Annotated in this window: 20 protein-coding genes; 12 read left to right on the top strand and 8 right to left on the bottom strand. The window is 71.8% G+C overall.

Going from position 1 to position 22,962, the window contains the following annotated elements; translation table 11 throughout:
* Nucleotide 1 precedes the first annotated feature (1 nt).
* The gene (locus tag DEU35_RS15960) at nt 2-475 is read right to left on the bottom strand and encodes an Lrp/AsnC family transcriptional regulator (RefSeq protein WP_056232426.1); all 474 of its coding nucleotides are present in this window, start codon (nt 473-475) and stop codon (nt 2-4) included.
* Between the two features lie 174 nt (nt 476-649).
* On the opposite strand from DEU35_RS15960, the gene pdhA reads away from it, so the two are divergent.
* The 3 genes from pdhA (at nt 650) to DEU35_RS15945 (ending at nt 4,345) form a co-directional block, all read left to right on the top strand.
* Entirely contained in the window at nt 650-1,774 is a 1,125-nt protein-coding gene (pdhA, locus tag DEU35_RS15955; RefSeq protein WP_103210004.1) for a pyruvate dehydrogenase (acetyl-transferring) E1 component subunit alpha, read from the top strand.
* A gap of 76 nt (nt 1,775-1,850) precedes the next feature.
* Nucleotides 1,851-2,858 (top strand): alpha-ketoacid dehydrogenase subunit beta, encoded by a 1,008-nt coding sequence (locus tag DEU35_RS15950; RefSeq protein ID WP_116240096.1) that lies wholly within the window; start codon nt 1,851-1,853, stop codon nt 2,856-2,858.
* On the top strand, nt 2,855-4,345 hold the full coding sequence (locus DEU35_RS15945; protein WP_116240095.1) for a dihydrolipoamide acetyltransferase family protein: 1,491 nt from the start codon (nt 2,855-2,857) through the stop codon (nt 4,343-4,345). Before DEU35_RS15950 ends, DEU35_RS15945 begins: the two co-directional genes overlap by 4 nt.
* A 641-nt stretch (nt 4,346-4,986) precedes the next feature.
* Here DEU35_RS15945 and DEU35_RS17325 read toward each other — a convergent pair.
* The gene (locus tag DEU35_RS17325; RefSeq protein ID WP_258873582.1) at nt 4,987-5,823 is read right to left on the bottom strand and encodes a TetR/AcrR family transcriptional regulator; all 837 of its coding nucleotides are present in this window, start codon (nt 5,821-5,823) and stop codon (nt 4,987-4,989) included.
* Between the two features lie 124 nt (nt 5,824-5,947).
* On the opposite strand from DEU35_RS17325, the gene DEU35_RS15935 reads away from it, so the two are divergent.
* From DEU35_RS15935 to DEU35_RS15915, 5 genes are read left to right on the top strand one after another with little or no spacing between them, the layout of a single operon-like run.
* On the top strand, nt 5,948-7,615 hold the full coding sequence (locus DEU35_RS15935) for a carboxyl transferase domain-containing protein (RefSeq protein ID WP_116240094.1): 1,668 nt from the start codon (nt 5,948-5,950) through the stop codon (nt 7,613-7,615).
* 15 nt (nt 7,616-7,630) lie between these two features.
* On the top strand, nt 7,631-9,610 hold the full coding sequence (locus tag DEU35_RS15930; protein WP_258873581.1) for a biotin carboxylase N-terminal domain-containing protein: 1,980 nt from the start codon (nt 7,631-7,633) through the stop codon (nt 9,608-9,610).
* A complete protein-coding gene (locus DEU35_RS15925) occupies nt 9,607-10,782 on the top strand; it encodes an acyl-CoA dehydrogenase family protein (protein WP_116240093.1) in 1,176 nt (391 codons plus the stop codon). Before DEU35_RS15930 ends, DEU35_RS15925 begins: the two co-directional genes overlap by 4 nt.
* Entirely contained in the window at nt 10,779-11,246 is a 468-nt protein-coding gene (locus tag DEU35_RS15920; RefSeq protein WP_103209740.1) for a MaoC family dehydratase, read from the top strand. Before DEU35_RS15925 ends, DEU35_RS15920 begins: the two co-directional genes overlap by 4 nt.
* Before the next feature lie 5 nt (nt 11,247-11,251).
* Complete coding sequence (locus DEU35_RS15915; RefSeq protein ID WP_116240140.1) at nt 11,252-12,064, top strand: CoA ester lyase; 813 nt, start codon at nt 11,252-11,254, stop codon at nt 12,062-12,064.
* Between the two features lie 52 nt (nt 12,065-12,116).
* On the opposite strand, the gene DEU35_RS15910 is transcribed toward DEU35_RS15915, so the two are convergent.
* Entirely contained in the window at nt 12,117-12,704 is a 588-nt protein-coding gene (locus DEU35_RS15910) for a histidine phosphatase family protein (protein WP_103209738.1), read from the bottom strand.
* Nucleotides 12,705-12,885: 181 nt separating this feature from the next.
* A complete protein-coding gene (locus DEU35_RS15905; protein WP_116240092.1) occupies nt 12,886-13,698 on the bottom strand; it encodes an alpha/beta fold hydrolase in 813 nt (270 codons plus the stop codon).
* Between the two features lie 202 nt (nt 13,699-13,900).
* Between DEU35_RS15905 and DEU35_RS15900 the strand changes: the two genes are divergently transcribed.
* The 3 genes from DEU35_RS15900 (at nt 13,901) to DEU35_RS15890 (ending at nt 16,744) form a co-directional block, all read left to right on the top strand.
* A complete protein-coding gene (locus DEU35_RS15900) occupies nt 13,901-15,001 on the top strand; it encodes a cupin domain-containing protein (RefSeq protein WP_116240091.1) in 1,101 nt (366 codons plus the stop codon).
* A gap of 136 nt (nt 15,002-15,137) precedes the next feature.
* Nucleotides 15,138-15,962 carry a fumarylacetoacetate hydrolase family protein gene (locus DEU35_RS15895; RefSeq protein WP_103209730.1) on the top strand — a complete coding sequence of 275 codons (825 nt, stop codon included), beginning with the start codon at nt 15,138-15,140 and terminating at the stop codon, nt 15,960-15,962.
* Complete coding sequence (locus tag DEU35_RS15890; RefSeq protein WP_181904674.1) at nt 15,959-16,744, top strand: maleylpyruvate isomerase family mycothiol-dependent enzyme; 786 nt, start codon at nt 15,959-15,961, stop codon at nt 16,742-16,744. The genes DEU35_RS15895 and DEU35_RS15890 overlap by 4 nt, the downstream gene beginning before the upstream one ends.
* A gap of 342 nt (nt 16,745-17,086) precedes the next feature.
* Here DEU35_RS15890 and DEU35_RS15880 read toward each other — a convergent pair whose 3' ends face one another.
* Genes DEU35_RS15880 through DEU35_RS15870 form a run of 3 tightly spaced genes read right to left on the bottom strand, consistent with a single transcriptional unit; the run spans nt 17,087 to nt 20,867 of the window.
* Entirely contained in the window at nt 17,087-17,698 is a 612-nt protein-coding gene (locus DEU35_RS15880) for a flavin reductase family protein (protein WP_103209728.1), read from the bottom strand.
* 17 nt (nt 17,699-17,715) lie between these two features.
* Nucleotides 17,716-19,380 (bottom strand): (2,3-dihydroxybenzoyl)adenylate synthase, encoded by a 1,665-nt coding sequence (locus DEU35_RS15875; RefSeq protein WP_116240089.1) that lies wholly within the window; start codon nt 19,378-19,380, stop codon nt 17,716-17,718.
* Nucleotides 19,377-20,867: an FAD-dependent monooxygenase gene (locus DEU35_RS15870; RefSeq protein ID WP_116240088.1), complete on the bottom strand. Its 1,491-nt coding sequence runs from the start codon at nt 20,865-20,867 to the stop codon at nt 19,377-19,379. The genes DEU35_RS15875 and DEU35_RS15870 overlap by 4 nt, the downstream gene beginning before the upstream one ends.
* A gap of 108 nt (nt 20,868-20,975) precedes the next feature.
* Between DEU35_RS15870 and DEU35_RS15865 the strand changes: the two genes are divergently transcribed.
* Complete coding sequence (locus DEU35_RS15865; RefSeq protein ID WP_116240087.1) at nt 20,976-21,815, top strand: PaaX family transcriptional regulator C-terminal domain-containing protein; 840 nt, start codon at nt 20,976-20,978, stop codon at nt 21,813-21,815.
* A 126-nt stretch (nt 21,816-21,941) separates the two neighbouring features.
* Here the strand turns inward: DEU35_RS15865 and DEU35_RS15860 are convergent, their stop codons facing one another.
* A complete protein-coding gene (locus DEU35_RS15860) occupies nt 21,942-22,790 on the bottom strand; it encodes a Sir2 family NAD-dependent protein deacetylase (RefSeq protein ID WP_116240086.1) in 849 nt (282 codons plus the stop codon).
* Between the last annotated feature and the right edge of the window lie 172 nt (nt 22,791-22,962).

The following is a 22,962-nucleotide window of genomic DNA, read 5'->3' as shown; positions in this document are numbered from 1 at the left end:
GCTAGATCTCCTCGCGCGCCAGCTGCATCAGCGGGCCGACGCGATAGCCGATGACCTCGCCCATGACGAGCGAGGTCTCGGTGCGTTCGACACCCTCGATCGCGAGGATGCGGGCGTCGGTGTCGAACAGGTGTTGGGTGTCGCGGCACGCGACCCGCACGAGCAGGTCGACCTGTCCGCTGAGGCCGTGCGCCTGCAGCACCTCGGGCACCTTGGCGAGCTCGGCACGGATGGCCGGCAGCTCGGCCTGGCGCACCGTCACCTGAAGGAACGCCTCGATGGGAAAGCCCAGGGCCTCCGCCGACAGGGTGCGTTCGTACGAGAGGAAGACGCCCCCGCGTTCCAGGCGGCTCATGCGCGCCTGGACGGTGTTGCGGGAGAGTCCGAGTTTCTCGGCGAGCGCGACGACGGTGGCGCGCGGGTCGGCGGACAGGGCGCGGAGCAGGTCGAGGTCGACCGCGTCGAGCTTGCTCATGGTGCGAAACATTAGCAGCGCGAAGGTCGGTCGCGGTGGGCACGATGCTCAATATGACGACGAGGTCTTGAGCGGGGTGCATTCCGCGCGTACGGTCGGCCCCGTCGGCGGTGCTGCCGGCACCCGTACGCCCCGGCTCTCACGAGGAGCCCCGGCCGCACTGGAGGGATGACGATGACGTACACCCAGACGCGAGGCACTTCCCCGGGAAGCGCCGACGAGCACGACGGCGTCGACGACGTGCTCCGCCTTCTCGAGCCCGACGGCTCGCGGATCGCCGATGACACCCTCGACCCGTGGGTCGCCGACGTGTCGCCGCACGAGCTGCGAGCCCTGCACCGCGACATGGTCCTGACCCGTCGTCTCGACGCCGAGGGTGTCGCCCTGCAGCGCCAGGGCCAGCTCGCGCTGTGGGCTCCGTGCCGCGGCCAGGAGGCTACCCAGGTGGGTACGGCGCACGCCCTCGCCCCCGGCGACTTCGTCTTTCCCAGCTACCGCGAGCACGGCGTCCTGCTGGGCCGCGGGGCGCAGCCCGCCGACTACGTGCTCGCGTGGCGCGGTGAGGAGCACTCGGCCTACGACCACACGACCATCAATGCCGCTCCGCCCCAGATCATCATCGGAGCGCAGTCCCTGCACGCCACCGGGTGGGCGATGGGTGCTCAGCGCGACGGCTCCACCGACGTCGCCGTCGCCTACTACGGAGACGGGGCCACCAGCCAGGGAGACGTGAACGAGGCGATGGTCTTCGCCTCGTCGTTCCGCGCGCCCGTGGTGTTCGTCTGCTCGAACAACCAGTGGGCGATCAGCGAACCCGTCACCGTCCAGGCGAAGTACCCGATCGCGGGCAGGGCGCCGGGGTTCGGCATCCCGAGCCTGCGGATCGACGGCAACGACGCCCTCGCCTGCGTCGCCGCGATGCGGTGGGCGCTGGATCGCGCTCGCCGCGGTGAGGGGCCCTCGTTCCTCGAGGCCGTGACCTACCGCATGGGGCCGCACACCACCAGCGACGACCCCACCCGGTATCGGGACGCCGCCGAGGTCGAGGAATGGGCGCAGCGCGACCCCATCGCGCGCCTGGAGGCGTATCTGCGCGCCGAAGGGATGCTCGACGATTCCGGGATGGCCGAGGTCGATCGAGCCGCCGACGCGCTCGCCGCCGAAGTGCGCGCGGCGTGCATCGGAGCGACGACCCGCGCACCCGAGACGATGTTCGACCACGTATACGCGGAACCGCACAGTGGGCTCGCGCAACAGAAAGCGGAGTACGTCGAGTACCTCGCGGGGTTCGAGAAATGAGCGCCGTCACGCGTGGTTCCGGGATCGACGCGGGCCTCACCCGGGCGCACGAGAACGACGAGAAGGAGGTCTCGCGATGAGCACTCTCACCCTCGGCTCCGCGATCAACGCGGGCCTCGCGCGCGCCCTCGAAGGAGACGACAGAGTCCTCCTCATGGGCGAGGACATCGGCAAGCTCGGCGGTGTCTTCCGCGTGACCGACGGTCTGCAGCAGCGGTTCGGAGCCCAGCGCGTCGTCGACACCCCGCTCGCCGAGGCCGGCATCGTCGGCACCGCGGTCGGCCTCGCCCTGCGCGGCTACCGGCCCGTCGTCGAGATCCAGTTCGACGGGTTCGTCTACCCGGCATTCGACCAGATCGTCTGCCAGGTCGCGAAACTGCACTACCGCAGCAACGGGCGGATCCGGATGCCGCTCGTCATCCGCATCCCGTGGGCCGGGGGCGTGGGCGCGGCCGAGCACCACTCCGAGTCGCCCGAGGCGTACTTCGTGCACACCGCGGGGCTGCGCGTGGTCGCGGCGCCGAACCCGCAGGACGCGTACGTCATGCTGCAGCAGGCGATCGCCTCCGACGACCCGGTCGTCTTCTTCGAGCCGAAGCGCCTGTACCACTCCAAGGGCGAGGTCGATCTGGATGCCGACCTGGCCGACGCCCCGCCGATGCACCTCGCCCGCGTCGCCCGAGAGGGCACCGACGCGACGATCGTCACCTATGGCGCTCAGGTGCGTACGGCTCTCGACGCCGCTCTCGCCGCGGAGGACGAGGGCGTCTCGCTCGAGGTCATCGACCTGCGCTCGCTCTCGCCGATCGACATGAACACGGTCGCGGCATCCGTCCGCAAGACCGGGCGTGTCGTGGTCACGCACGAGGCCGCACGCGAGGCGGGGGTCGGGGCGGAACTCGTTGCGAGCATCACCGAGCAGTGCTTCCCCTACCTCGAGACACCGCCGCAGCGCGTGACCGGGCACGACATCCCGTATCCGCCCGCGAAGCTCGAGAAGCACCACGTGCCGGATCTGGATCGGATCCTGCACGCGGTGGATCGCGTGCTCGAGCGGAACACCGGATCGGAGGTCGTGCGATGATCACCGAATTCCGGCTTCCCGACCTGGGCGAGGGGCTCCCCGAGGCCGAGATCGTGCAGTGGCACGTGTCGGAGGGCGACACCGTCACCCTCAACCAGACGATCGCCGAGGTCGAGACGGCCAAGGCGATCGTCGAGATCCCTTCGCCCTACGCGGGCACCGTGCAGGGGCTGCACGCGGCGGCCGGAGACGTCGTCGAGGTCGGCTCGCCCCTCGTGTCGTTCGCGGTGGAGGGGGCGGATGCCGGCACCGCGGCGCCCGCGGGACACGCGCCGGCCGAGAGTCGGGCGGCCGAGTCCGCGGAAACGGCGATCGGCGCGGCCGACCGTCCCGCGCAGTCGAGAGCCGACGTGCCGCCGCCGCACCTCGCAGAACGGCGTGTCGCGGACGATCTCCGCACGACGGCACCGGAGGCGGGGGCGTCCGGGCGCGCGACGCCGAACCTCGTCGGCTACGGCGCCGCGCCGACCTCGGGCAGTCGCCCGCGTCGCCGTGCGCGCGGGGCCGCACCCGTCACGCTCGACACCGACCACGCCGTGCGCGAGGCAGCCCCGCACGACATCGTGCGCACGGGCCCCATCGACCTTCCGGTCGAGCGTCCGCGGTCCACGCCGCCGGTGCGCAAACTCGCGAAAGATCACGGCATCGACCTCGTCCTGGTCGCGGCCGCCCATCCCGGCGAGACGATCACGCGCGCGCACGTCGAGGAGTACATCGCCCGTGTCACGGCTGCACACCCGGCCCCCTCGGCCGCGCCCGCGAGCGTCCCCGCCCCGCGGATCGGCGACCGCATCACGCGCACGCCGATCCGCGGGGTGCGCAAGCACACGGCGGCGGCGATGGTGCAGAGCGCGTTCACCGCTCCGCACGCGACGACCTTCCTCACGCTGGACGTGACCGCGACGACCGAGCTGCTGGCATCCCTCAAGACCGACCGCGCCCTCGACGGACACAGGATCGGGCTGCTGGCGATCGTCGCGAAGGCCGTGTGCCTCGCCCTCGGGCGCACTCCCGCGCTCAACGCGAAGTGGGACGAGGCGGCCGGCGAGATCGTCGAGCACCACTACGTGAACCTCGGGATCGCCGCCGCCACCGATCGAGGTCTCGTGGTTCCCGTCATCGCCGACGCCGACGCCCTCGACCTCGTCGACCTCGCCGACGCGATCGCCGACCTCGCCGCCACCGCTCGCGCCGGGCGCACCGCCCCCGCCGCGATGACCGGTGGCACGTTCTCGATCACCAACGTGGGCGTGTTCGGAGTGGATGCCGGCACCCCCATCCTCAATCCGGGAGAGGCCGGGATCCTCGCCGTCGGAGCCCTGCGGCGCACACCGTGGGAGCATCACGGCGAGATCGCGCTACGCGACGTGCTCACGCTCAGCCTCTCGTTCGACCACCGACTGGTCGACGGGGCCGAGGCGGCGCGCTTCCTCACCGACGTCGCCGGAGTGCTGCGCGAGCCCGGGCGCGCGATGCTGCTGCGCTGAGTCGTCGGTGCGGGCTTCGGCTCGGACCCGCGGACCGGGTGCCGGGGGAGTGGTCGCCCTCGGCACCTCCCGCGTGCGCGGGTTGCACGTGTCTTCGTTGAGTGTCCAGGACACCCGGGCGGGGTGCCGGGGGTGTCCGGGTTTCGTGGACACTCGAGCTGGCGCGCGGGGTGGGGTGCCGAGGGTGGGGCGGGTGCGTTGAGTGTCCAGAACACCCGGGCGTGGTGCCGAGGGTGGGGCGGGGGCGTTGAGTGTCCAGAACACCCGGGCGGGGTGCCGGGGGTGTCCGGGTTTCGTGGACACTCGAGCTCGGCAGGCGGGGTGAGATGCCCCGGCGGGAACGGGCGTGTCGTGTGTCCAAGGCACGCCGTGAGCCCCGCGCTGCGTCCGGCGTGTCGTGCACGCTCGCGTGGGGTGTGGGCGGGTGTTTGTTGGTTGAGTGTCCAGAACACCCGGGCGGGGCGCCGGGGGTATCCGGGTTTCGTGGACACTCGAGGCTGGCGCGCGGGGCGGGGTGCCGGGGGTGGGACGGGTGCGTTGAGTGTCCAGAACACCCGGGCGGGGTGCCGGGGGTGTCCGGGTTTCGTGGACACTCGAGCTCGGCGGAGGTCGGCGCCCGGAGGCAGAGCGGATGCCGTGGCTCAGGCCGTCAGCGCTGCCAGGGCCATGCGGGTGAGGGTGAGGCGGACACGGGGCGCGGGCACGCCCCGCACGCTGTGCGGCGTCGAGTTGATCAGGCCGAAGCACGCGAGGGCGCGCACGCGGCGCTCGGCCGGTGACTCGGCATCCCCGTCTCTCGCGGCGAGAGCCGCCGTCCACACCGACACGTAGGCGTTCTGCAGGTCGCGTACCGCGCGGCGGTCGTCGGGGGAGAGGCGGTCGAGGTCGCGGTCCTGCACGCGGATCACGTCGGCCTCGGCGACCGCGAACGCGACGTGGAAGTCGACGAGCGCGCGCAGGACGGTGTCCGGATCGTCCGTGGTGTGGACGTCCGTGTCGGTGCGGGGGATCTCGCCCGCCGCGGACGGGGCGTCGGCACGGCGCCGTGCGGGACCGTCGCTCGGCGCCGCGGGAGCGTCCCCGACCGCGCGACCGTCCCCGACCGCGCGACCGTCCCCGACCGCGCGACCGTCCCCGACCGCGCGACCGTCCTCGACCGCGCGACCGCCCCCGACCGCGCGACCGCCCTGCAGCAACCGCGCGCTGACGTCGACGAGGATCGCGCCGAGCAGCGCCTGCTTGCTCGAGACGTGCCGGTACACGGCGGGGCCGCTCACTCCCGCCGCTTCGCCGATGTCGCCGAGGGTCACGCCGTCGAAGCCGCGCTCGGCGAACAGGCGCGCCGCGGCGGCGAGCAGGGCCGCGCGGCGATCGGCCTTGGCGCGGTCGCGCGCGTTGCCGACGGGGACGCGCACAGCCGCCCCGTGAGTCCGTGCCTCGCCCGCGACGGCCGTGGGCTTCTCGTTCGCTCTTGTCATCGGCATCCGCTCGGGCTAGCCTGGCATTTCAGTTAGTCAACATTAACTGAAACCCCACCCCGCGGGAACGACCCCGACGGGAACGACGGTGCCGTCGACGATGCGGCGCCGAGACGGAGCCGCCATGAGCACAGCACCGGTCACCGCGACAGCGTCCGACGCGGCACCGCCTGTCGCGCAGAAGCCCGCGGCCTCCGAGACAGGAGCGGTCGGACGCGCGACGGAAACCCCCGCCGCCGCGCCGACCCAGCGCGACCTCGTCAGCGAGCTCCGCGCCACTCTGGCCCGCGCCGCGCGCGGCGGGTCGGACGCCGCCCGCGATCGCCACACGGGCCGCGGCAAGCTTCTCGCACGAGACCGGATCGACCGGCTCCTCGACGAGGGGAGTCCCTTTCTCGAGATCGCCCCGCTCGCCGCCCACGGGCTCTACGACGGTGGAGCGCCCGGCGCCGGCGTCGTCGCGGGGATCGGTCTCGTCCACGGGCGTCATGTGATGGTGCTCGCCAACGACGCGACCGTGAAGGGCGGCGCCTACTTCCCCCTCACGGTCAAGAAGCACCTGCGCGCGCAGGACATCGCGCGCGAGAACCGCCTGCCCTGCGTCTACCTCGTCGACTCGGGCGGCGCCTTCCTTCCCCTGCAGGACGAGGTGTTCCCCGACCGCGACCATTTCGGCCGCATCTTCCGCAACCAGGCGCAGCTGTCGGCACTCGGCATCCCGCAGATCGCCGCCGTCATGGGCTCGTGCACCGCCGGTGGCGCCTACGTCCCGGCAATGAGCGACGAGAGCGTGATCGTGCGGAATCAGGGCACGGTCTTCCTCGGCGGACCACCCCTGGTCAAGGCCGCGATCGGCGAGGACGTCACCGCCGAACAGCTCGGCGGCGGCGATCTGCACGCCCGTCGCTCGGGGGTGGTCGACCACCTCGCGGACGACGACGAGCACGCTCTCGAGATCGTGCGCGACATCGTGCGAACCCTGCCGCCAACCGCGGCGCCGGTCTGGTCGGTCGAGACCGTGAAAGACCCCGCACGCGACCCCGAGGACCTGTACGACATCGTCCCCGCCGACATCGGTCAGCCCGTCGACATGCGCGCGATCATCGACACCCTCGTCGACGCCGGCACCCAGCACGAGTTCAAGGCGCTGTACGGCGAGAGCGTCATCACGACCTTCGCGCGCCTGCACGGACACCCGGTCGCGATCGTCGCCAACGACGGCGTGCTCTTCAGCGAGTCGGCGCTCAAGGCCGCGCACTTCATCGAGCTCGCCGATCAGCGGGGCATCCCCCTGCTCTTCCTGCAGAACATCACCGGGTTCATGGTGGGGCGGGATGCCGAGGCCGGGGGCATCGCGAAAGACGGCGCCAAGATGGTCACCGCCGTCGCGACCACCCGCGTCCCCAAGCTCACCGTCCTCGTCGGCGGATCGTACGGCGCCGGCAACTACGCCATGTGCGGGCGCGCGTACGACCCGCGGTTCCTGTGGACCTGGCCCTCGAGCCGTATCTCGGTCATGGGCGGGGCGCAGGCCGCATCCGTCCTCTCCACCGTCACCCGCGAGCAGCGCGCCGCGCGCGGAGAGGAGTGGACGGATGCCGACGACGAGGCGTTCCAGAAACCCATCCGCGAACGCTACGAGGAGCAGGGCAGTCCGTACTACGCCACCGCTCGACTCTGGGACGACGGCGTGATCGACCCCGTCGACACCCGCACGATGCTCGGGCTCGCGCTCGACGTCGTCAGCCGCGTGCCGCTCGCCGACCGGGGCTTCGGCCTCTTCCGGATGTGATCGGGGATGACGGCGATGCCTGACCGCCCCGTTCGCGACATCGTCGCGCCGCGCGTCGATCCGCCCCGCATGTTCTCGTCCGTCCTCGTCGCCAATCGCGGTGAGATCGCGCGCCGGGTGTTCCGCACGCTCCGCCGTCTCGGCGTCCGTTCGATCGCCGTCCATACCGACGCGGATGCCGATGCGCCCCACGCCCGTGAAGCCGACCACGCCCTGCGCGTGCCGTCGTATCTCGACGTCGACGCGGTGGTCGCCGCCGCGGTGTCGTCGGGGGCGCATGCCGTGCACCCGGGGTACGGCTTCCTCAGCGAGAACGCCGGCTTCGCCCGCGCGTGCGCCGCGGCCGGGATCGTCTTCGTCGGCCCCGGGGTCGAGGCGCTCGAGGTGATGGGCGACAAGATCCGCGCGAAGGAGCACGTCGCCGCCCACGGGGTGCCGACGGTCCCGGGGTTCTCCGCCGAGGGGTTGAGCGACGACCAGATCGCCGCCGAGGCGGATCGCGCGGGATACCCGCTGCTGGTGAAGCCCTCCGCGGGCGGAGGTGGCAAGGGCATGACCGTGGCCACCGGCCCCGACGATCTCGCCGACGCGCTCGCCACCGCCCGCCGCGTGGCCGCCGCGGCCTTCGGCGACGACACCCTGTTGCTCGAGCGTCTGCTGGAACGCCCGCGGCATATCGAGGTGCAGGTGCTCGCCGACGCGCACGGCACGACGCTCTCGCTCGGCGAGCGCGAATGCACGCTGCAGCGACGGCACCAGAAAGTGATCGAGGAGGCCCCCTCGCCCGTCGTCGACGCAAAGACCCGCCGACGGCTGGGGGAGGCCGCCGTCGCCGCCGCCCGCAGCGTCGGATACCTCGGCGCGGGCACCGTCGAATTCCTCGTCGCGGGCGACCGCCTCGACGAACCCTTCTTCATCGAGATGAACACGCGCCTGCAGGTCGAGCATCCCGTGACCGAGATGGTCACCGGTATCGACCTCGTCGAGCAGCAGCTGCGGGTGGCCGCGGGCTTCGCGCTCGACCTGCCCGAGGTTCGTCTCGACGGGCACGCGATCGAAGCGCGCGTGTACGCCGAGACGCCCTCGCGCGGCTACCTCCCCGCGACGGGGACCGTGAGCCTCTGGCATCCGGGATCCGCCCGCGTCGACAGTGCCGTCGAGACCGGCAGCGTCATCGGCTCTCTGTACGACCCGATGATCGCCAAGGTGATCGCGCACGGCCCCGACCGCGAGACGGCGATCGCCCGCCTGGACTCCGCTCTCGCCGAGACCGTCGTGCTCGGCGTCGACACGAACATCGCCGACCTCCGGGCGTTGCTGGCCGACCCGGCCGTGCGCGCGGGGGATCTGGATACGGGATTGCTGGACCGGAGGGGCACGCCTCACGCCGTCGAGCCGACGCCGGATGCACTCGCTGCCGTGGCGAAGAGAGTCGTGGATGCCGGCTCCCCGGCCGACGGCTCCGTCTGGGGCCGCGTCGGCGCGTGGCGTGCCGGGGCAGCGGCGCCCGGTCGGAGCGTGTTCCTCGAAGACGACGCCGGAGTCGTGCGCGCGGTCGGGCCGGCCGAGGTCGAGGCCCTCGTGACCGGTGGCCCGGGGGAGTTCTGGGTGCATGCCGACGGCGGAGCGCATCGCCTGCGTCCGGTCTCGCGTCGAGCGGCCGCCGAGCGTCGCCGGGCCGCGGTCGGCCGCGCGCCGGGAACCCTCGATCCCGATCTGGTCGCTCCGCTGCCGGGCACGGTCGTGGCGGTGCACGTCGCGGACGGAGACACGGTCGAGACGGGGGCCCGGCTCGTCACGATCGAGGCGATGAAGATGGAGCACACCGTCACCGCGCCCCACGCCGGCGTCGTTCGACTCCGCACCGCGGCGGGAGCGCAGGTCGCCCGCGATGCGGTGGTCGCCTCGGTGACCCCCGCGCCCTCCGAGCCGCACGATCTCGCCGGGATCCCGGCATCCGACCCCATCCCTTCCCACAAGGAGACCCTCCCGTGAGCATCGACAGTCAGCAGGCCTTCACCGACGACGAACGCGAACTGAGCGCGATGGTGCGCGAGTTCGCCGACGAGGTCATCGCGCCGCGCTCGTACGAAGCCGACCGCGCGCACGAGCTGCCCCTCGATCTCGTCGAGCAGATGGGGGAGCTCGGGCTCTTCGGCCTGCCGTTCCCCGAGGAGGTCGGCGGGCAGGGCGGCGATTACGCGAGTCTGTGCGTCGCGATCGAGGGCGTCGCGCGCGTCGACCAGTCGATGGCGATCACCCTCGAGGCGGGGGTGGGCCTGGGCGCCATGCCCATCTACCGCTACGGCACCGATGCGCAGAAGGCCGAGTACCTGCCCGACCTCGTGGCGGGTCGCGCTCTCGCCGGATTCGGACTCACCGAGGCCGAGGCGGGCAGCGATGCGGGCGCCACCCGCACCACCGCGCGACTCGAGGGGGGCGAGTGGGTGATCGACGGGTCGAAGCAGTTCATCACCAACTCCGGCACCGACATCACCCGGTTCGTCACCGTCACCGCCGTGACCGGCCGCACGAACGAGCGCCCCGAGATCTCGACGATCATCGTGCCCAACGGCACACCCGGCTTCACCGTCGGCCCCGCCTACGACAAGGTCGGCTGGAACGCCTCCGACACGCACCCCCTCACGTTCGACGGCGTGCGGGTGCCCGAGGCGAACCTGCTCGGTCAGCGCGGGCACGGGTTCAAGAACTTCCTCCGCACGCTCGACGAGGGCCGCGTCGCGATCGCCGCCCTCGCCACGGGAGCCGCAGAGGGATGCCTCGAAGCGGCCGTCGACTACGCCCGCAGTCGCACGGTGTTCGGGGAACGCCTGTCCACCCGGCAGAACATGCAGTTCCTGCTCGCCCGCATGCACGCCCGCGTGCACACCGCCCGCCTGGCGTGGGTGCACGCCGCGCGCCTGTGCGACGCCGGCAAGCCCTTCACGGTCGACGCCGCCGTCGCCAAGATGACGGCGAGCGATGCCGCCATGGCCAACGCGCGCGACGCGACACAGGTGTTCGGCGGCAACGGCTTCATCAACGAGTACCCCGTGGCCCGTCACTACCGCGACTCGAAGATCCTCGAGATCGGCGAGGGCACCACCGAGGTGCAGCTCATGGTGATCTCGCGCGCGCTGGGGCTCACGGGTACCGTTGCCGCATGATCGAGCAGCGCGGCCTGTACCTGGAGGAGTTCGTCGTCGGTGAGAGGTACGCGCATCGCCCCGGCCGCACCGTGACGGATGCCGACAACGTCGTGTTCACGACCCTCACGATGAACGCACAGGCACTGCACCTGGATGCCGCGTACGCCGCGACCCAGCCCTTCGGTCGACCCCTCGTCAACTCGATGTGGACGCTGTCGACCCTCGTCGGCCTCTCCGTCGCGCAGCTGACGCAGGGCACGCTCGTCGCGCAACTGGGGCTCACCGACGTGAGCTTCCCCGCGCCGCTGTTCGTCGGTGACACCCTCACCGCCGAGACCGAGATCGTGTCGGTGCGTTCTTCGGCATCCCGTCCGGGTCAAGGCGTCGTGGTCATGGCTCATACCGGGTGCTCGCAGAACGGCGAGGTCGTGGCGACCGCCACGCGGACGGTGCTGGTGTGGGCGCTGGAGGGGCGGGCGTGAGCGAGGTGACCCGCGCGTTCACCCTCGGCCCCGCGTTGTTGTTCGTCCCCGCCGACCGGCCCGAACGGCTGTCGAAAGCCCTCGAGCGGGCGGATGCCGCGATTCTCGACCTCGAAGACGCCGTGTCCGCGGACGCCAAGTCCTCGGCCCGCGACGCGATGATCGCCGCCGACCCCGACCCCGAGCGCGTGATCGTGCGGGTGAACGGGCCGCGGACGCCGGACTTCGCGCACGACCTGGCCGCCCTCGCGCACACCCGGGTGCGACGCGTGATGGTCGCCAAGGCCGAGGACCCGGCATCCCTCGGTCTGCTCGAGCGGTTCGAGGTGATCGCCCTGTGCGAGACGGCACGGGGGATCGTCCACGCCGAGCAGCTCGCGGCGCTCCCGCAGGTCGTGGCTCTCATGTGGGGCGCGGAGGATCTGGTCGCAAGCCTGGGCGGCACCTCGAGCCGCCGCGACGACGGGGGCTACCGCGACGTCGCGCGCCTGGCGCGGGCGCGCGTGCTGCTGGCGGCGGGGGCTTTCGGCAAGCGGGCCATCGACGCCGTGCACGTCGACATCGCCGACCTGGAGGGGCTCTCCGCGGAGGCTCGGGATGCCGCGGCATCCGGTTTCGCCGCCACGGCGTGCATCCACCCGGGGCAGGTCGCGACGATCCGCGAGGCGTACGCCCCGAGCGCGCACCTCGTCGCCTGGGCGCGGGGAGTGCTCGACGCAGCGGAGGGGGAGCGGGGCGTGTTCCGTTACGAGGGACGCATGATCGACGAGCCGATCCTGCGGCACGCACGGTCGGTGGTGGCACGCGCGACGTCGTGAGGAGACCCCTCAGGTTCTCGCGCGACGCCCGGTCTGTGCGGAGACGGGGATCTCAGCTCGCGACGCCGGCGTAGGCCAGCATCTCCCAGCGGTCGCCTTCGAGGCGGAACGTCGTCGCCGAGCAGTTCGGCAGGCGCTCGCCCTCGCGCGGGAACTCCCCGTCGGTGGCGAACATGATGACCTCGCGGATGAGTGCGCCGTGGGCGACGGCGATCACGTCGACGCCCACGGGAGCGGATGCCACGGCCTCGGCGATCGCGGCGAGAGCGCGCTCGCGCACCACCGGCCAGGTCTCCGCGCCGGGGACGTCGGCCGCGTGCCATGGGCCGTAGGTCTCGTAGAAGGTCGGCGCGTCCATCCCCTCGGCGTCGCCGTACGAGCGCTCCTGCAATCCGGGCAAGCGGCGCGACACGGTGGTGCCGAGGGCCGCCGCGATGATGTCGGCGGTCTCGGCAGCGCGACCGAGATCGCTCGACACGACGATGACGTCGCGCCCCGCGTACTCAGCCGCGAGGGTCTCGGCGATACCGCGCGCCTGCACACGACCGGTGTCGTTCAGGGGGATGTCGGTGGAGCCCTGGATCCGCCCCTCGTAGTTCCACGCGGTCTCGCCATGTCGCACCAGAGTCAGGATCGTCACCGTTCGAGCCTAACCCGGGGGTGGGGTGCGCACCCCGCCGCCTGTACCCACCGCCCGCCCCTCGTGCCGCGCGCGCAGGCTCCGGGCGCCCGAGCGGTCCGATGGACGGCGGAACCGCCCCGACTCGTGGGGCCCCCGGCGCGGTCGGGGCGCGCGCCGGGGGCCGGTCCGGGGGCGGGGGCTACCGAACGACCGCGGCGGTATCGAGCGCGTCGACCACGACGCGGGTGAAGCCCCGCGGATCGGCGAGGTGCGCGAAGTGATCGGCGCCCTCGATGTCGGTGATGCCCGCGCCGGGGATGATGTTCGCCAGATCGTGAGCGGACTGATACAGGAACGACGTGGTCGCCGTGCCCGCGATGAGGTGGGTCGGGTCGTCGATCTCGGCGTAGGGCGCGAGGTCGCTGCCGAGGGCGTCGATCTCGGCGAGCTCGCGCACCCACGTGGGGGTCAGGGGCACGCTGGCGCCCCACAGCGGTGTCTCGCGGACGAACGGGATCGCCTCGGCGGGCACGCGCACGAAGTTCACGAGCGCGTACTCGAGGGCGGCGTCGAGGTCACCGGCATCCACGAGTTCTCGGTAACCGGCGAGGCGGTCGCCCGCGACGGGGCCCTGCACGGCGAGCGGAGGCTCGTAGGCGAGGAGAGTGCCGCCGCCGAGGCCGTGCTCGCGCGCGTAGGCGAGGGTGGCGAGGGCGCCGAACGAGTGGCCCAGGAGGTGTGCTCCGGGGCCGGCGACCTCCCTCATCGCGGCGATGTCGGCGACCTCGTGGGCGAGGGAGTAGGCACCGGCATCCCCGGTGCCGCCGCGGCCGCGTCGGTCGTACACGTAGAGCGTGACGTGCTCGGCGAGCGCTTCGCTGACGGGGATCCACTGCTCCTTCGTCGCGATGCTCCCGTGCGTCACCACGAGCGCGGGCCCCCGGCCACGGCGGAAGTACGAGATGGGAGTGCCATCGGACGAAGTGGTCGCGTGGTGCTCGAGTTCGGACATGCTCTGCCTCCTTGCAGATCGGCGTCGATGCTCTCACCGGGGCCGTGGCGCCGTGCCGCGGCATCCCGTGGCGACATGGTGTAACAGATTCGTGTCTTGCGCAAGGAAAATGTCTCGCCTCGTCGAAACGTGTGACAAAAGTGCGTTGCGCAACGAAGCGAAGTAATGCAACCTGGAACCACGCCGACGTCGAGGAGGACCGATGAGCGAGACCATCACCCCGGTCGAGAACGCGATGCAGCCCGAGGACACCCCCGAACTGCGCGCCCTGTACCGAGGATTCGACGAGCAACACCTCATTCCCCTGTGGACGCAGCTCGACGACCTCATGCCGCAGACCCCGCAGCCCAAGGCCCTGCCGTGGGTCTGGCGGTGGAGCGCCCTGCAGCCCCTGGCCGAGCGCGCCGGCGATCTTGTGCCCGTCGGGCGCGGCGGAGAGCGCCGTGCGATCGGTCTGGCCAACCCCGGAATGGGCGGACGCGCCTACATCTCGCCGACGCTGTGGGCGGCGATCCAGCAACTCGGCCCCCGCGAAACGGCACCCGAGCACCGGCACTCGCAGAACGCCTTCCGCTTCGTGACCTCCGGCGAGGGCGTCTGGACCGTCGTCAACGGCGATCCGGTGCGGATGAGCCGCGGCGACTTCCTGCTCACCCCGGGCTGGCACTTCCACGGGCACCACAACGAGACCGACGAGTCGATGACGTGGATCGACGGCCTCGACATCCCCTTCGCGTACCAGATGGACTCGGGGTTCTTCGAGTTCGGTTCCGAGAGGGTCACCGACGAGGCGACCCCCAACTACTCCCGCTCGGAACGCCTGTGGGCGCATCCGGGCCTCTTGCCGCTGGCCGGCCTGCGTCGTACCGTGTCGAGCCCGATCGGCGCTTACCGCTGGGAGCACACCGACGCCGCCCTGACCGACCAGCTGTTGCTCGAGAAGGAGGGGATGCCGGCCACCGTCGGTCCCGGTCACGCCGCCGTGCGCTTCGCGAACCCCACTACTGGGGGAGACGTCATGCCCACCATCCGCGCGCAGTTTCACCGCCTGCGCGAGGGGGCTTCGACGCCGGTGCGACAGGAGGTCGGCTCCAACGTCTACCAGGTGTTCGACGGCACCGGACGGGTCCTGCTCGGCGACACCGAGCACACCGTCGAGCACGGCGACATCTTCGTCGTGCCCAGCTGGTGCCGCTTCCGCGTTCAGGCCGAAACGCGCCTCGACCTGTTCCACTTCAGCGACACCCCGATCTTCGAGGGGCTGGGACTGTACCGCGAGTTCGAAGAGGAGACCGACCGATGACCCCGCGCAGAAACCTCTCCGATTCACACCGGGCGAACGGCCCGCGACGGGGGGAGGCGGCGATGACGCTCCGCACAACTCTCCCGGCCGTCGGTGCGATCGCTCCGTATACCGGAGTCGTCGAGGGGAATCGTCCATGAAGCTCTGCACCATCCTGTGGAACGGTGACACCGCCGCCGCCCGTGTCGAGGGCGATCGCGCTGTCGTGCTGGAGGGGTTCGCCGACGTCGGAGCCGTGCTGCGCGCCGGGGCTCCATCGGCGGTGGCGTCGCTGGAGGGGGCGGTCATCGCGCTGGATGCCGTGCGCTACGCGCCCGTGATCGTGGCACCGAGCAAGATCGTGTGCGTCGGTCTGAACTACCGCGCCCACATCCTGGAGATGAAGCGCGAGCTGCCCGAGTATCCGGTGCTGTTCGCGAAGTTCGCCGACACCCTCGCCGCGGCCGGTGAAGAGATCGCCCTGCCGCCGGAGAGCCCCGAGATCGACTGGGAGGGCGAGCTCGCGGTCGTCATCGGCGCCACCGTGCGCCGTGCGTCGGACGAGGAGGCCGAAGACGCGATCGCCGGCTACACCATCGCGAACGACGTCTCGATGCGCGATTGGCAATTCCGCACCCGCGAATGGCTGCAGGGCAAGACATGGGAGCGCTCGACGCCGCTCGGGCCGGTGCTCGCCACCCCCGAGGAGATTCCCTTCGACGCCCGGATGACCACGACCGTCGACGGCGTGCAGAAGCAGGTCGGCGACATCCACGACCTGGTCCACGGCCCCGTCGACCTCGTGCGGTACGTCTCGACCATCACGACCCTGCGCCCCGGTGACGTCATCCTCACCGGAACCCCCGGCGGCGTCGGGCACGCCCGCGAACCCCGCGAGTATCTGGCATCCGGAAGCGTGGTCGAGGTCGCGATCGACGGGATCGGGACGTTGACCAACCGATTCGTCCCGGAAGAGCCGTGAGCGGCGCCCCGCTGAGCCCCGAGCAGCTCGCCCTGCGCGAGCGGCAGGGGGCGGGCGCGCGCTACGACGCCGACGCCGCCCCGCACGCGCACCTCGATCTCGCGCGCCGGGGCACCGCGTACTTCGCCCGGCGGCTCATGCAGCTCGACGACGCCGACCTCGACGCGCCGAGCCTGCTGCCCGGATGGACGCGTCGTCACCTCGTGGCGCATGTCGGCTACAACGCCCGTGCCGTCGCCCGACTCGTCGAATGGGCGCGGACGGGCGTGGAGAACCGCATGTACGCCTCCGACACGCAGCGGTGGGACGAGATCGTGCTCGGCGCGACCCTGCCGACCCGCGCGCTGCGCCACCTCGTCGACCACGCCGCCGTGCACCTCGACGTCGAGTGGCGTGATCTCACCGACGCGCAGTGGGATGCCGAGGTCGTCACCGCGCAGGGACGCACGGTGCCCGCGCGCGAGACGGCGTGGATGCGGGCCAAGGAAGTTTGGGTGCACGCGGTCGACCTCGACAACGGCGGCTCGTTCCTCGACTTCCCGCCCGAGATGGTCGACGGCATCATCGCCGACGTGCTGCGCGCCTGGACGCGCCGCAGCGAGCCCGGCGCGGTGGTGCTGCGGGCGACCGACCGAGACGCCGCACCGGGGGAGTACGGCGAGGGCGGCCCCGTGGTCGAGGGCGCCGCGGCAGACCTTGCGCGCTGGCTCGCCGGCCGCGGTGCGCGGCGGCTGCGGGTCGTGGGCGGTGGAAAGCTGCCGGCGATCGCGCGCTGGTTCTGAGGGCGCGCCGTCGCGACCGCTCGCGGACGTGCTCCGTGTCGGGCGACGCGACTCGCAGGCGGATGTCACCCGAGCGGAACTGCGGGACGGCGCGCGCGGGGCCCACGCCGAACTCTGTGACCTGCGCCCGGGCGTCGCCCGTGACGTCCTCGATGACGAAGCTGCCGCCGTCGGCCCCGGGTGTCCCCGGATCGTGCGGACCTTCGTGTTCTCGAGATCGCCGTGCTCGATCTCGGACACCTGAGGTCGTCCGACGCTGATGCGCTCCGCTACCGAGCCGGGGTGAGTCGACGTCTCACGGGGCCCCGTGCAGACCCCACGGGGTCTCACGCGTGGAGTATTTCACCCGCCTGGAACCGGCGGCAGCTCGACCACCTCGCCGAGCGGGGTGTACCGCGGGCCGGCGAGACGGCCGATCGGCCGCAGCAGCTCGGTGTCGATGCTGGCCGCACCGGTCGAGCCGAGCCGCACGACGTCGTCGCGGATCGACCAGGCGACCACCGTGCCGACGACGAACTCGCCGCCCGTCGGGCTGAATGCGGTCGTTGAGTGGTAACGGCACTCCATGCGCACGGGGGCGTCGGCCAGGCCCGGGATGCCGATGATGCGCGACTCCGCGAGTGCGAGACCCAGGCGGTCGGCCTCGCCCACCTCCGGCGGCATCCATTCCGAACTCGCGTGCAGCGCTTCGAGCATCGCCTCGTCGGCGATGTTCACCACGAACTCGCCCTGCTCCTCGATGTTGCGCACGGTGTCCTTGCGGCCGTTCGCGCGCTTGTTGACAGTGAAGCCCAGCATCGCGGGATGCTGGCTCACCCAGGTGAACGAACTGAACGGGGCGAGGTTCACGGGCTCCCGCCCGCTCGTCACCCACGCGATCGGGCGAGGCACGACCGATCCGACCAGCAGGCGGTACGTGTCGGCGGGGGAGAGCCCCGCGGCGTCGATGAACATCGAACGCTCCTTCCGGGTCAGGATGCGGTGAGCTCGGCGGACCGCTCGGCGACGAGACGTTCGCGAAGGGCCTTTTTGTCGATCTTGCCGACCTTCGTCAACGGCAGCTCGGTCACCGTCACGAGGTGGTCGGGGCGTTTGAACGCCGCGACGCCACAGGCATCGAAGTGCGCCCTCACCGCGCCGAGATCGAGGTCGTGTCCGTCGGACAGCACGGCGAACAGGCACACCGTCTCACCCAGGGTGTCGTGCGGCATGGCCACCGCCGCGGCGAGGCGCACCCCCGTTAGGGCGTAAGCGAGGTTCTCGACCTCTTCGGCCGAAATGTTCTCGCCGCCGCGGTTGATCATGTCTTTACTGCGTCCCTCGACGACGAGGTTCCCGTCGGGACGCCGGCGCACGATGTCGCCGGTGATGTAGTAGCCGTCGGGGGTGAAGGAGCGCGCGTTCGTCTCCGGAGCGTCGTAGTACCCGCGCGGCGTGTAGGGGCCTCGGGTGAGCAGCACGCCGGGTGCGCCCGGGGCGACGTCGAGCCCGCTCGTCTCGTCGACCACGCGGAGCTCGTCGCGGGGCGACACGGGACGCCCCTGCGTACCGACGACGACCTCGACCGGATCGTCGAGCCGCGTGACGTTGATGAGCCCCTCGGCCATGCCGAACACCTGCTGCAGCGTGCCCGGCAGCCCCCGCACGACGCGCTCGGCCAGTTCGTCGGCGAGGCGCGCTCCGCCCACCTGCAGCACGCGCAGGCTCCCGAGTGCGTCGAACCCCACGGCGCCGGCGTGATCGAGCCACGAGGCGACCACCGCGGGCACCGCGGCGGTGTGGGTGACCCTGTGCCGCTCGATGGCCGCGAATGCGCGCTCGGGCCGCGGAGAACCCAACGGCACGACAGTGCCGCCGGCGAGCAGGGTGCCCAGGATGCCGGGGCACGCGAGCGGGAAGTTGTGTCCCATGGGCAGCGTCGCGAGGTATACCGTGTCGCGATCGACCGCCGAGGGCGGCGAGGTCAGGACGATGTTGCAGAGGTAGTCGTCGTGCGTGCGGGCGATGAGCTTGGGAAGGCCCGTCGTGCCGCCCGAGAGCAGGAACACGGCGACGTCGGTGGCATCCGGCCTCGGCAGCGCCCGACCGCGGATCGAGTCGTCGGACGGTGCGCACAGGGCCCTGAGGCTGACGGCGTCGGGAGCGTCGTCATCGTCGCTCAGCACGATCAGGTGCCGCACGGTCGGGCTCGACGCCCGCAGAGCGCGGCCGAGCGCCAAGTGATCGAAGTCGCGCAGGATGTCGGGAGTGACGAGCGCGACGGCCTCGGATGCCGAGACCAGGTGTCGCAACTCGTGCTCGCGGTGGGCGGGCAGCGCCATGACCGGCACGATCCCGGCCCGCAGGCACGCGACCGTCAGAACGACGAACGTCCAGTGGTTCGGCAGCTGCACGACGACGCGATCGTCGGGGACGAGGCCCAGATCGATCAGGCGCGCCGCGCACGCCTCGACCCGGTCGTGCAGCTCGGTGTAGGTCAGGGAGACCTCGTCGTCGACGAGAGCGACCCGGTCGGCGTGCACGTGTGCGGCTTCGGCGAACGCGTCACCGAGCGTGCGGCCCTGCCACAGCCCCTCGGCGCGGTACCGCGCGGCGACGTCGGCGGGCCAGGGCGTCGTCCCCTCGCGCGTCTTCATCGCAGCACCGCATCCGCGCGGCCCGAGAGCACCAGGGTCATGGCGCGATCCTCGTCGCATTCGGGCTCGTCGATGATCGCCGCCACGCCGTGTCGCAGGCGAGCGGCCTCGGCGGTGAGCTGGCGATCGAGCGCGCTGCCGCCCGTGACGAGCACAGCCGAGGCGTCGGCGTGACCGGCGAGGGCCTCGCGCACGGCGTCGTCGGGACGGATGCCGTCGCCCGCCGCGACCGTCACGACCGGGGGCAGCTGGTCGCGGTCGAGAACACGTCTGTCGAGGAGCCCCGTCACCGCCGACTCGAGGGGCGGGGCGCCGTGCCTGTTCTGCCACTGTCGCAGGGCACGGTCCACGGCATCCGGGTCGCGGCGCGCGATCTTGGCCGCGGGGAGGGCGCGCGAGAAGAAGTGGAAACCGAACTGCCAGGGCTCGAACGCGTGGAAGTACGTCCCGAAGTTCTCCCACCAGGACAGGCTCGGCCGCGCCGCGCCCTGAATGCGGGCGACCTGCGGCTGCCGCACGCCCTCGTACGCGAGGAACGCGGCCTCGACGTCGTCGGGGTGCGCCACGAGAGCGTCGGCGAGGGCGATGGCGTCTTCGAGCGACATCTTCGTGCCGCTGCCGACCGAGAAGTGCGCGGTGTGCACGGCGTCACCGAGCAGAGCGACGTTGCCGCGGTGCCAGCTGCGCGCGTGGATGGTGCGGAAGTTGCCCCACCGGGAGTTGTTGCCGATGAGGTGTGCGCCGCCGATGAGGGGGGCGAAGATCTGCTCGAGCCGGTGCTGGCTGTGCTCGTCGCTCGGGCCCGGGGGAGTGGCGGGGGCGAAGGCGTCGAGACCGGCGGCGCGCCAGGTGTCTTCGTCGGTCTCGACGATGAAGGTCGACAGGCCGCCGCCGATCGGATAGGCGTGCGCCGCGAAAACGCCGGCGACGTCGTCGGGAAGACCCTCGGCGTGGGTGTGCAGGAACGTCAGGCCCTCGAAGGGGGCATCGGTGGCGAACCAGATGAACTTCGCCGCGGCCGTCTCGTACGTCACCCCCAGGGTGTCGTCGCCGATCGCGGCGCGCGTCTGCGAATTCGCTCCGTCGGCGGCCACGATCACGTCGTAGTCGCCGAGTTCGTCGATGCATTGCGGGGCGGAGAAGTGCAGATGCGCCCCGGCGGCGACGGCCCGCTGCTGGAGGGCGGCGAGCAGATCTTTGCGCAGCACGGCGCCCATGCCGTTGCCGGCGAAGGTCATGGTCTCGCCCTTCGCGGTGACGCGGATGGCGTCCCACCGCACCCCCGACGCGTCGAGGGTCTCGCGCAGCGCCGAGTCGGCGGCATCCACTCCGCTCTGCGTCGCGTTCGAGAAGACGACGCCGAAGCCGAATGCCTCGTCGGCGCGATTGCGCTCGAACAGGTCGACGTGAGCCCCGGGGATGTTCCGCGCGGCCAGGGCGGCGAAGAGCAGCCCGCCCGGGCCGCCTCCGATGATTGCGATACGCATGTCAGCCTCCTCGCTGAGAATGTCGAACCGTCACGACGCAACGAGTATGCAACATAAAAACGTTCGGCGCCAGCACTTCGTTACATAATGGTCGGGTAACGTTCTCGCATGCGCCCCCGCTCTCTCGTCTTCACGCTCTTCGGGGACTACTTCCGTTACTGCGGCGACGGCGAGGCTCCGCTGCGCGGACTCAGCGACGTACTCCAGCTCTTCGAGGTCGAACCGGCCACCACCCGCGTGGTGATGTCGCGCCTGCGGGCCGAGGGGTGGTTCGAGACCCGCCGTGACGGTCGCCTGACCACCTACGTGCTCTCGCCCAAGGCCTGGCAGCTGCTCGACGAGGGACGCGAACGCATCTTCCGGCACGTATCCGGCGAGTGGGACGGCCAATGGACGCTCATCGCGACGCGCGCGGGCGACCGCTCGGCCCGCGACGAGGTGCGCAAACAGCTCACCTGGCTGGGCTTCGGGCAGCTGCAGCCCGCGATCTGGGTCGCACCCGGCGACCGCATGGCCGCGGCGCGCGATCTGATGGAGACAAACGGCGTGAGCTCCGACGTGTTCCTCAGCCGCAGCGGCGACCTCGACCACGACCGATCGATCGCCGCACGCGGGTGGGACCTCGACGCGCTCGACGCGCTGTACGGCAGGTTCGTGGCGCAGCACGACAGCCCGGTCGACGGCGGGACCCACGACGATGCCCTGGTGGCTCGCGTGCGCCTCACCGACGACTACCGCCGCTTCCCCTTCACCGATCCCGACCTGCCGGCCGACCTGCTGCCCGCGGGGTGGAACGCCCCCCGCGCCCACGAGGTCTTCGTGCGCCGCCACGACGAGCTGCGCCCCGGGGCGACCTCCGCGATCGAGCGTCTCACCGGCATGACCGTGCGCGGGGCGCACCGGGCGTTCCTCGACGGCGGAGCAGTGGGCTTCACGCGGGAGCGGTGACGGCGGTGGGCGCGGCACCGGATGGCGCGGGCCGCCTCTCCCGGCGGGCGCGTGCGGCTGCGATGTCGTCGCGCGATCACAGCGTCGCCGTTCGCCGGGAGGTCGCTGCGCGAGAGGAGCCGAGCCTCAGAGCAGAGCCGGCAGCCGGTCGGCGAGGGCGCGCAGCACGTGCGTCGTGCCGCCGTCGATCTTGACCGCCGCTCGCTGGTCGGCGCGGGTCTCTCCGCGGTTGACGATGACCACCGGGAGGCGCCTGCGCCGCGCCCGCTCAACCAGTCGGATGCCGGAGTTGACCACGAGCGACGAACCGGCGATGACCAGAGCCTCGCTCGCATGGACCAGCTGCTCGGCCTCGCGGAACTTCTCGACCGGGATGAACTCGCCGAAGAACACGACGTCGGGCTTGAGCGTGCCCCCGCACACCGAGCACACCGGGACGACGAACCCGTCGGCCGACGCCGGGGTCACGTCACCGTCGGGGCCCAGCTCGACGTTCTCGGGCAGCGAGATCCACGGGTTATCGGCTTCGACGCGTTCCGCCAGATCGCGGCGGTCGAACACCTGCCCGCACTGCAAGCAGCCGACCCGGCGCATGGTGCCGTGCAGCTCGACCACCCGGCCGCTGCCCGCCCGCACGTGCAGACCGTCGACGTTCTGCGTGATGACGCCGTTCGCGACTCCCGCGGACTCGAGGTCGGCGAGGGCACGGTGGCCGTCGTTCGGCTGCGCGGCCGCGAACACCTTCCAGCCCAGGTGACTGCCCACCCAGTAGCGGCGACGGGCGTCGGCGCTCGAGAGGAACTGCTGCGCCGTCATCGGCGTGCGTGTGGGTGCCCCCTTGCCGCGGTAGTCGGGGATACCCGAGTCGGTCGACACGCCCGCCCCCGTCAGCACGGCGATCTTGCGACCCGCGAGGACGTCGACGGCGCGATCGATGGATGCCGAGAACCCGGCCTCCTCCGTCGTGTCGATCATGCGCACCTCCGTCCGTTCGAGTCTATGGCGGGGCGCCGACACCGGCGCGCGCCGCGAGCCCCCCCCCCCCCCCCCCCCCCCCCCCCCCCCCCCGGCCCCCCCCCCCCCCCCCCCCCCCCCCCCCGCCTTCGCCCCCCGCGGGACCGGGGGGGCGCCCCCCGCCCCACCGGGC

Source organism: Microbacterium sp. AG157 (assembly GCF_003385695.1).
GTDB lineage: Bacteria > Actinomycetota > Actinomycetes > Actinomycetales > Microbacteriaceae > Microbacterium > Microbacterium testaceum.
Note: the sequence above shows the minus strand (reverse complement) of the source record. Positions and strands in the feature narration are given on the sequence as shown.

Bases quoted from the DNA above. Each gene is read 5' to 3' on its own strand.
- DEU35_RS15960 (WP_056232426.1), bottom strand. From the start codon at position 475: ATGAGCAAGCTCGACGCGGTCGACCTCGACCTGCTCCGCGCCCTGTCC.
- pdhA (WP_103210004.1), top strand. From the start codon at position 650: ATGACGTACACCCAGACGCGAGGCACTTCCCCGGGAAGCGCCGACGAG.
- DEU35_RS15950 (WP_116240096.1), top strand. From the start codon at position 1,851: ATGAGCACTCTCACCCTCGGCTCCGCGATCAACGCGGGCCTCGCGCGC.
- DEU35_RS15945 (WP_116240095.1), top strand. From the start codon at position 2,855: ATGATCACCGAATTCCGGCTTCCCGACCTGGGCGAGGGGCTCCCCGAG.
- DEU35_RS17325 (WP_258873582.1), bottom strand. From the start codon at position 5,823: ATGACAAGAGCGAACGAGAAGCCCACGGCCGTCGCGGGCGAGGCACGG.
- DEU35_RS15935 (WP_116240094.1), top strand. From the start codon at position 5,948: ATGAGCACAGCACCGGTCACCGCGACAGCGTCCGACGCGGCACCGCCT.
- DEU35_RS15930 (WP_258873581.1), top strand. From the start codon at position 7,631: ATGCCTGACCGCCCCGTTCGCGACATCGTCGCGCCGCGCGTCGATCCG.
- DEU35_RS15920 (WP_103209740.1), top strand. From the start codon at position 10,779: ATGATCGAGCAGCGCGGCCTGTACCTGGAGGAGTTCGTCGTCGGTGAG.
- DEU35_RS15905 (WP_116240092.1), bottom strand. From the start codon at position 13,698: ATGTCCGAACTCGAGCACCACGCGACCACTTCGTCCGATGGCACTCCC.
- DEU35_RS15900 (WP_116240091.1), top strand. From the start codon at position 13,901: ATGAGCGAGACCATCACCCCGGTCGAGAACGCGATGCAGCCCGAGGAC.
- DEU35_RS15895 (WP_103209730.1), top strand. From the start codon at position 15,138: ATGAAGCTCTGCACCATCCTGTGGAACGGTGACACCGCCGCCGCCCGT.
- DEU35_RS15880 (WP_103209728.1), bottom strand. From the start codon at position 17,698: ATGTTCATCGACGCCGCGGGGCTCTCCCCCGCCGACACGTACCGCCTG.
- DEU35_RS15875 (WP_116240089.1), bottom strand. From the start codon at position 19,380: ATGAAGACGCGCGAGGGGACGACGCCCTGGCCCGCCGACGTCGCCGCG.
- DEU35_RS15870 (WP_116240088.1), bottom strand. From the start codon at position 20,867: ATGCGTATCGCAATCATCGGAGGCGGCCCGGGCGGGCTGCTCTTCGCC.
- DEU35_RS15865 (WP_116240087.1), top strand. From the start codon at position 20,976: ATGCGCCCCCGCTCTCTCGTCTTCACGCTCTTCGGGGACTACTTCCGT.
- DEU35_RS15860 (WP_116240086.1), bottom strand. From the start codon at position 22,790: ATGATCGACACGACGGAGGAGGCCGGGTTCTCGGCATCCATCGATCGC.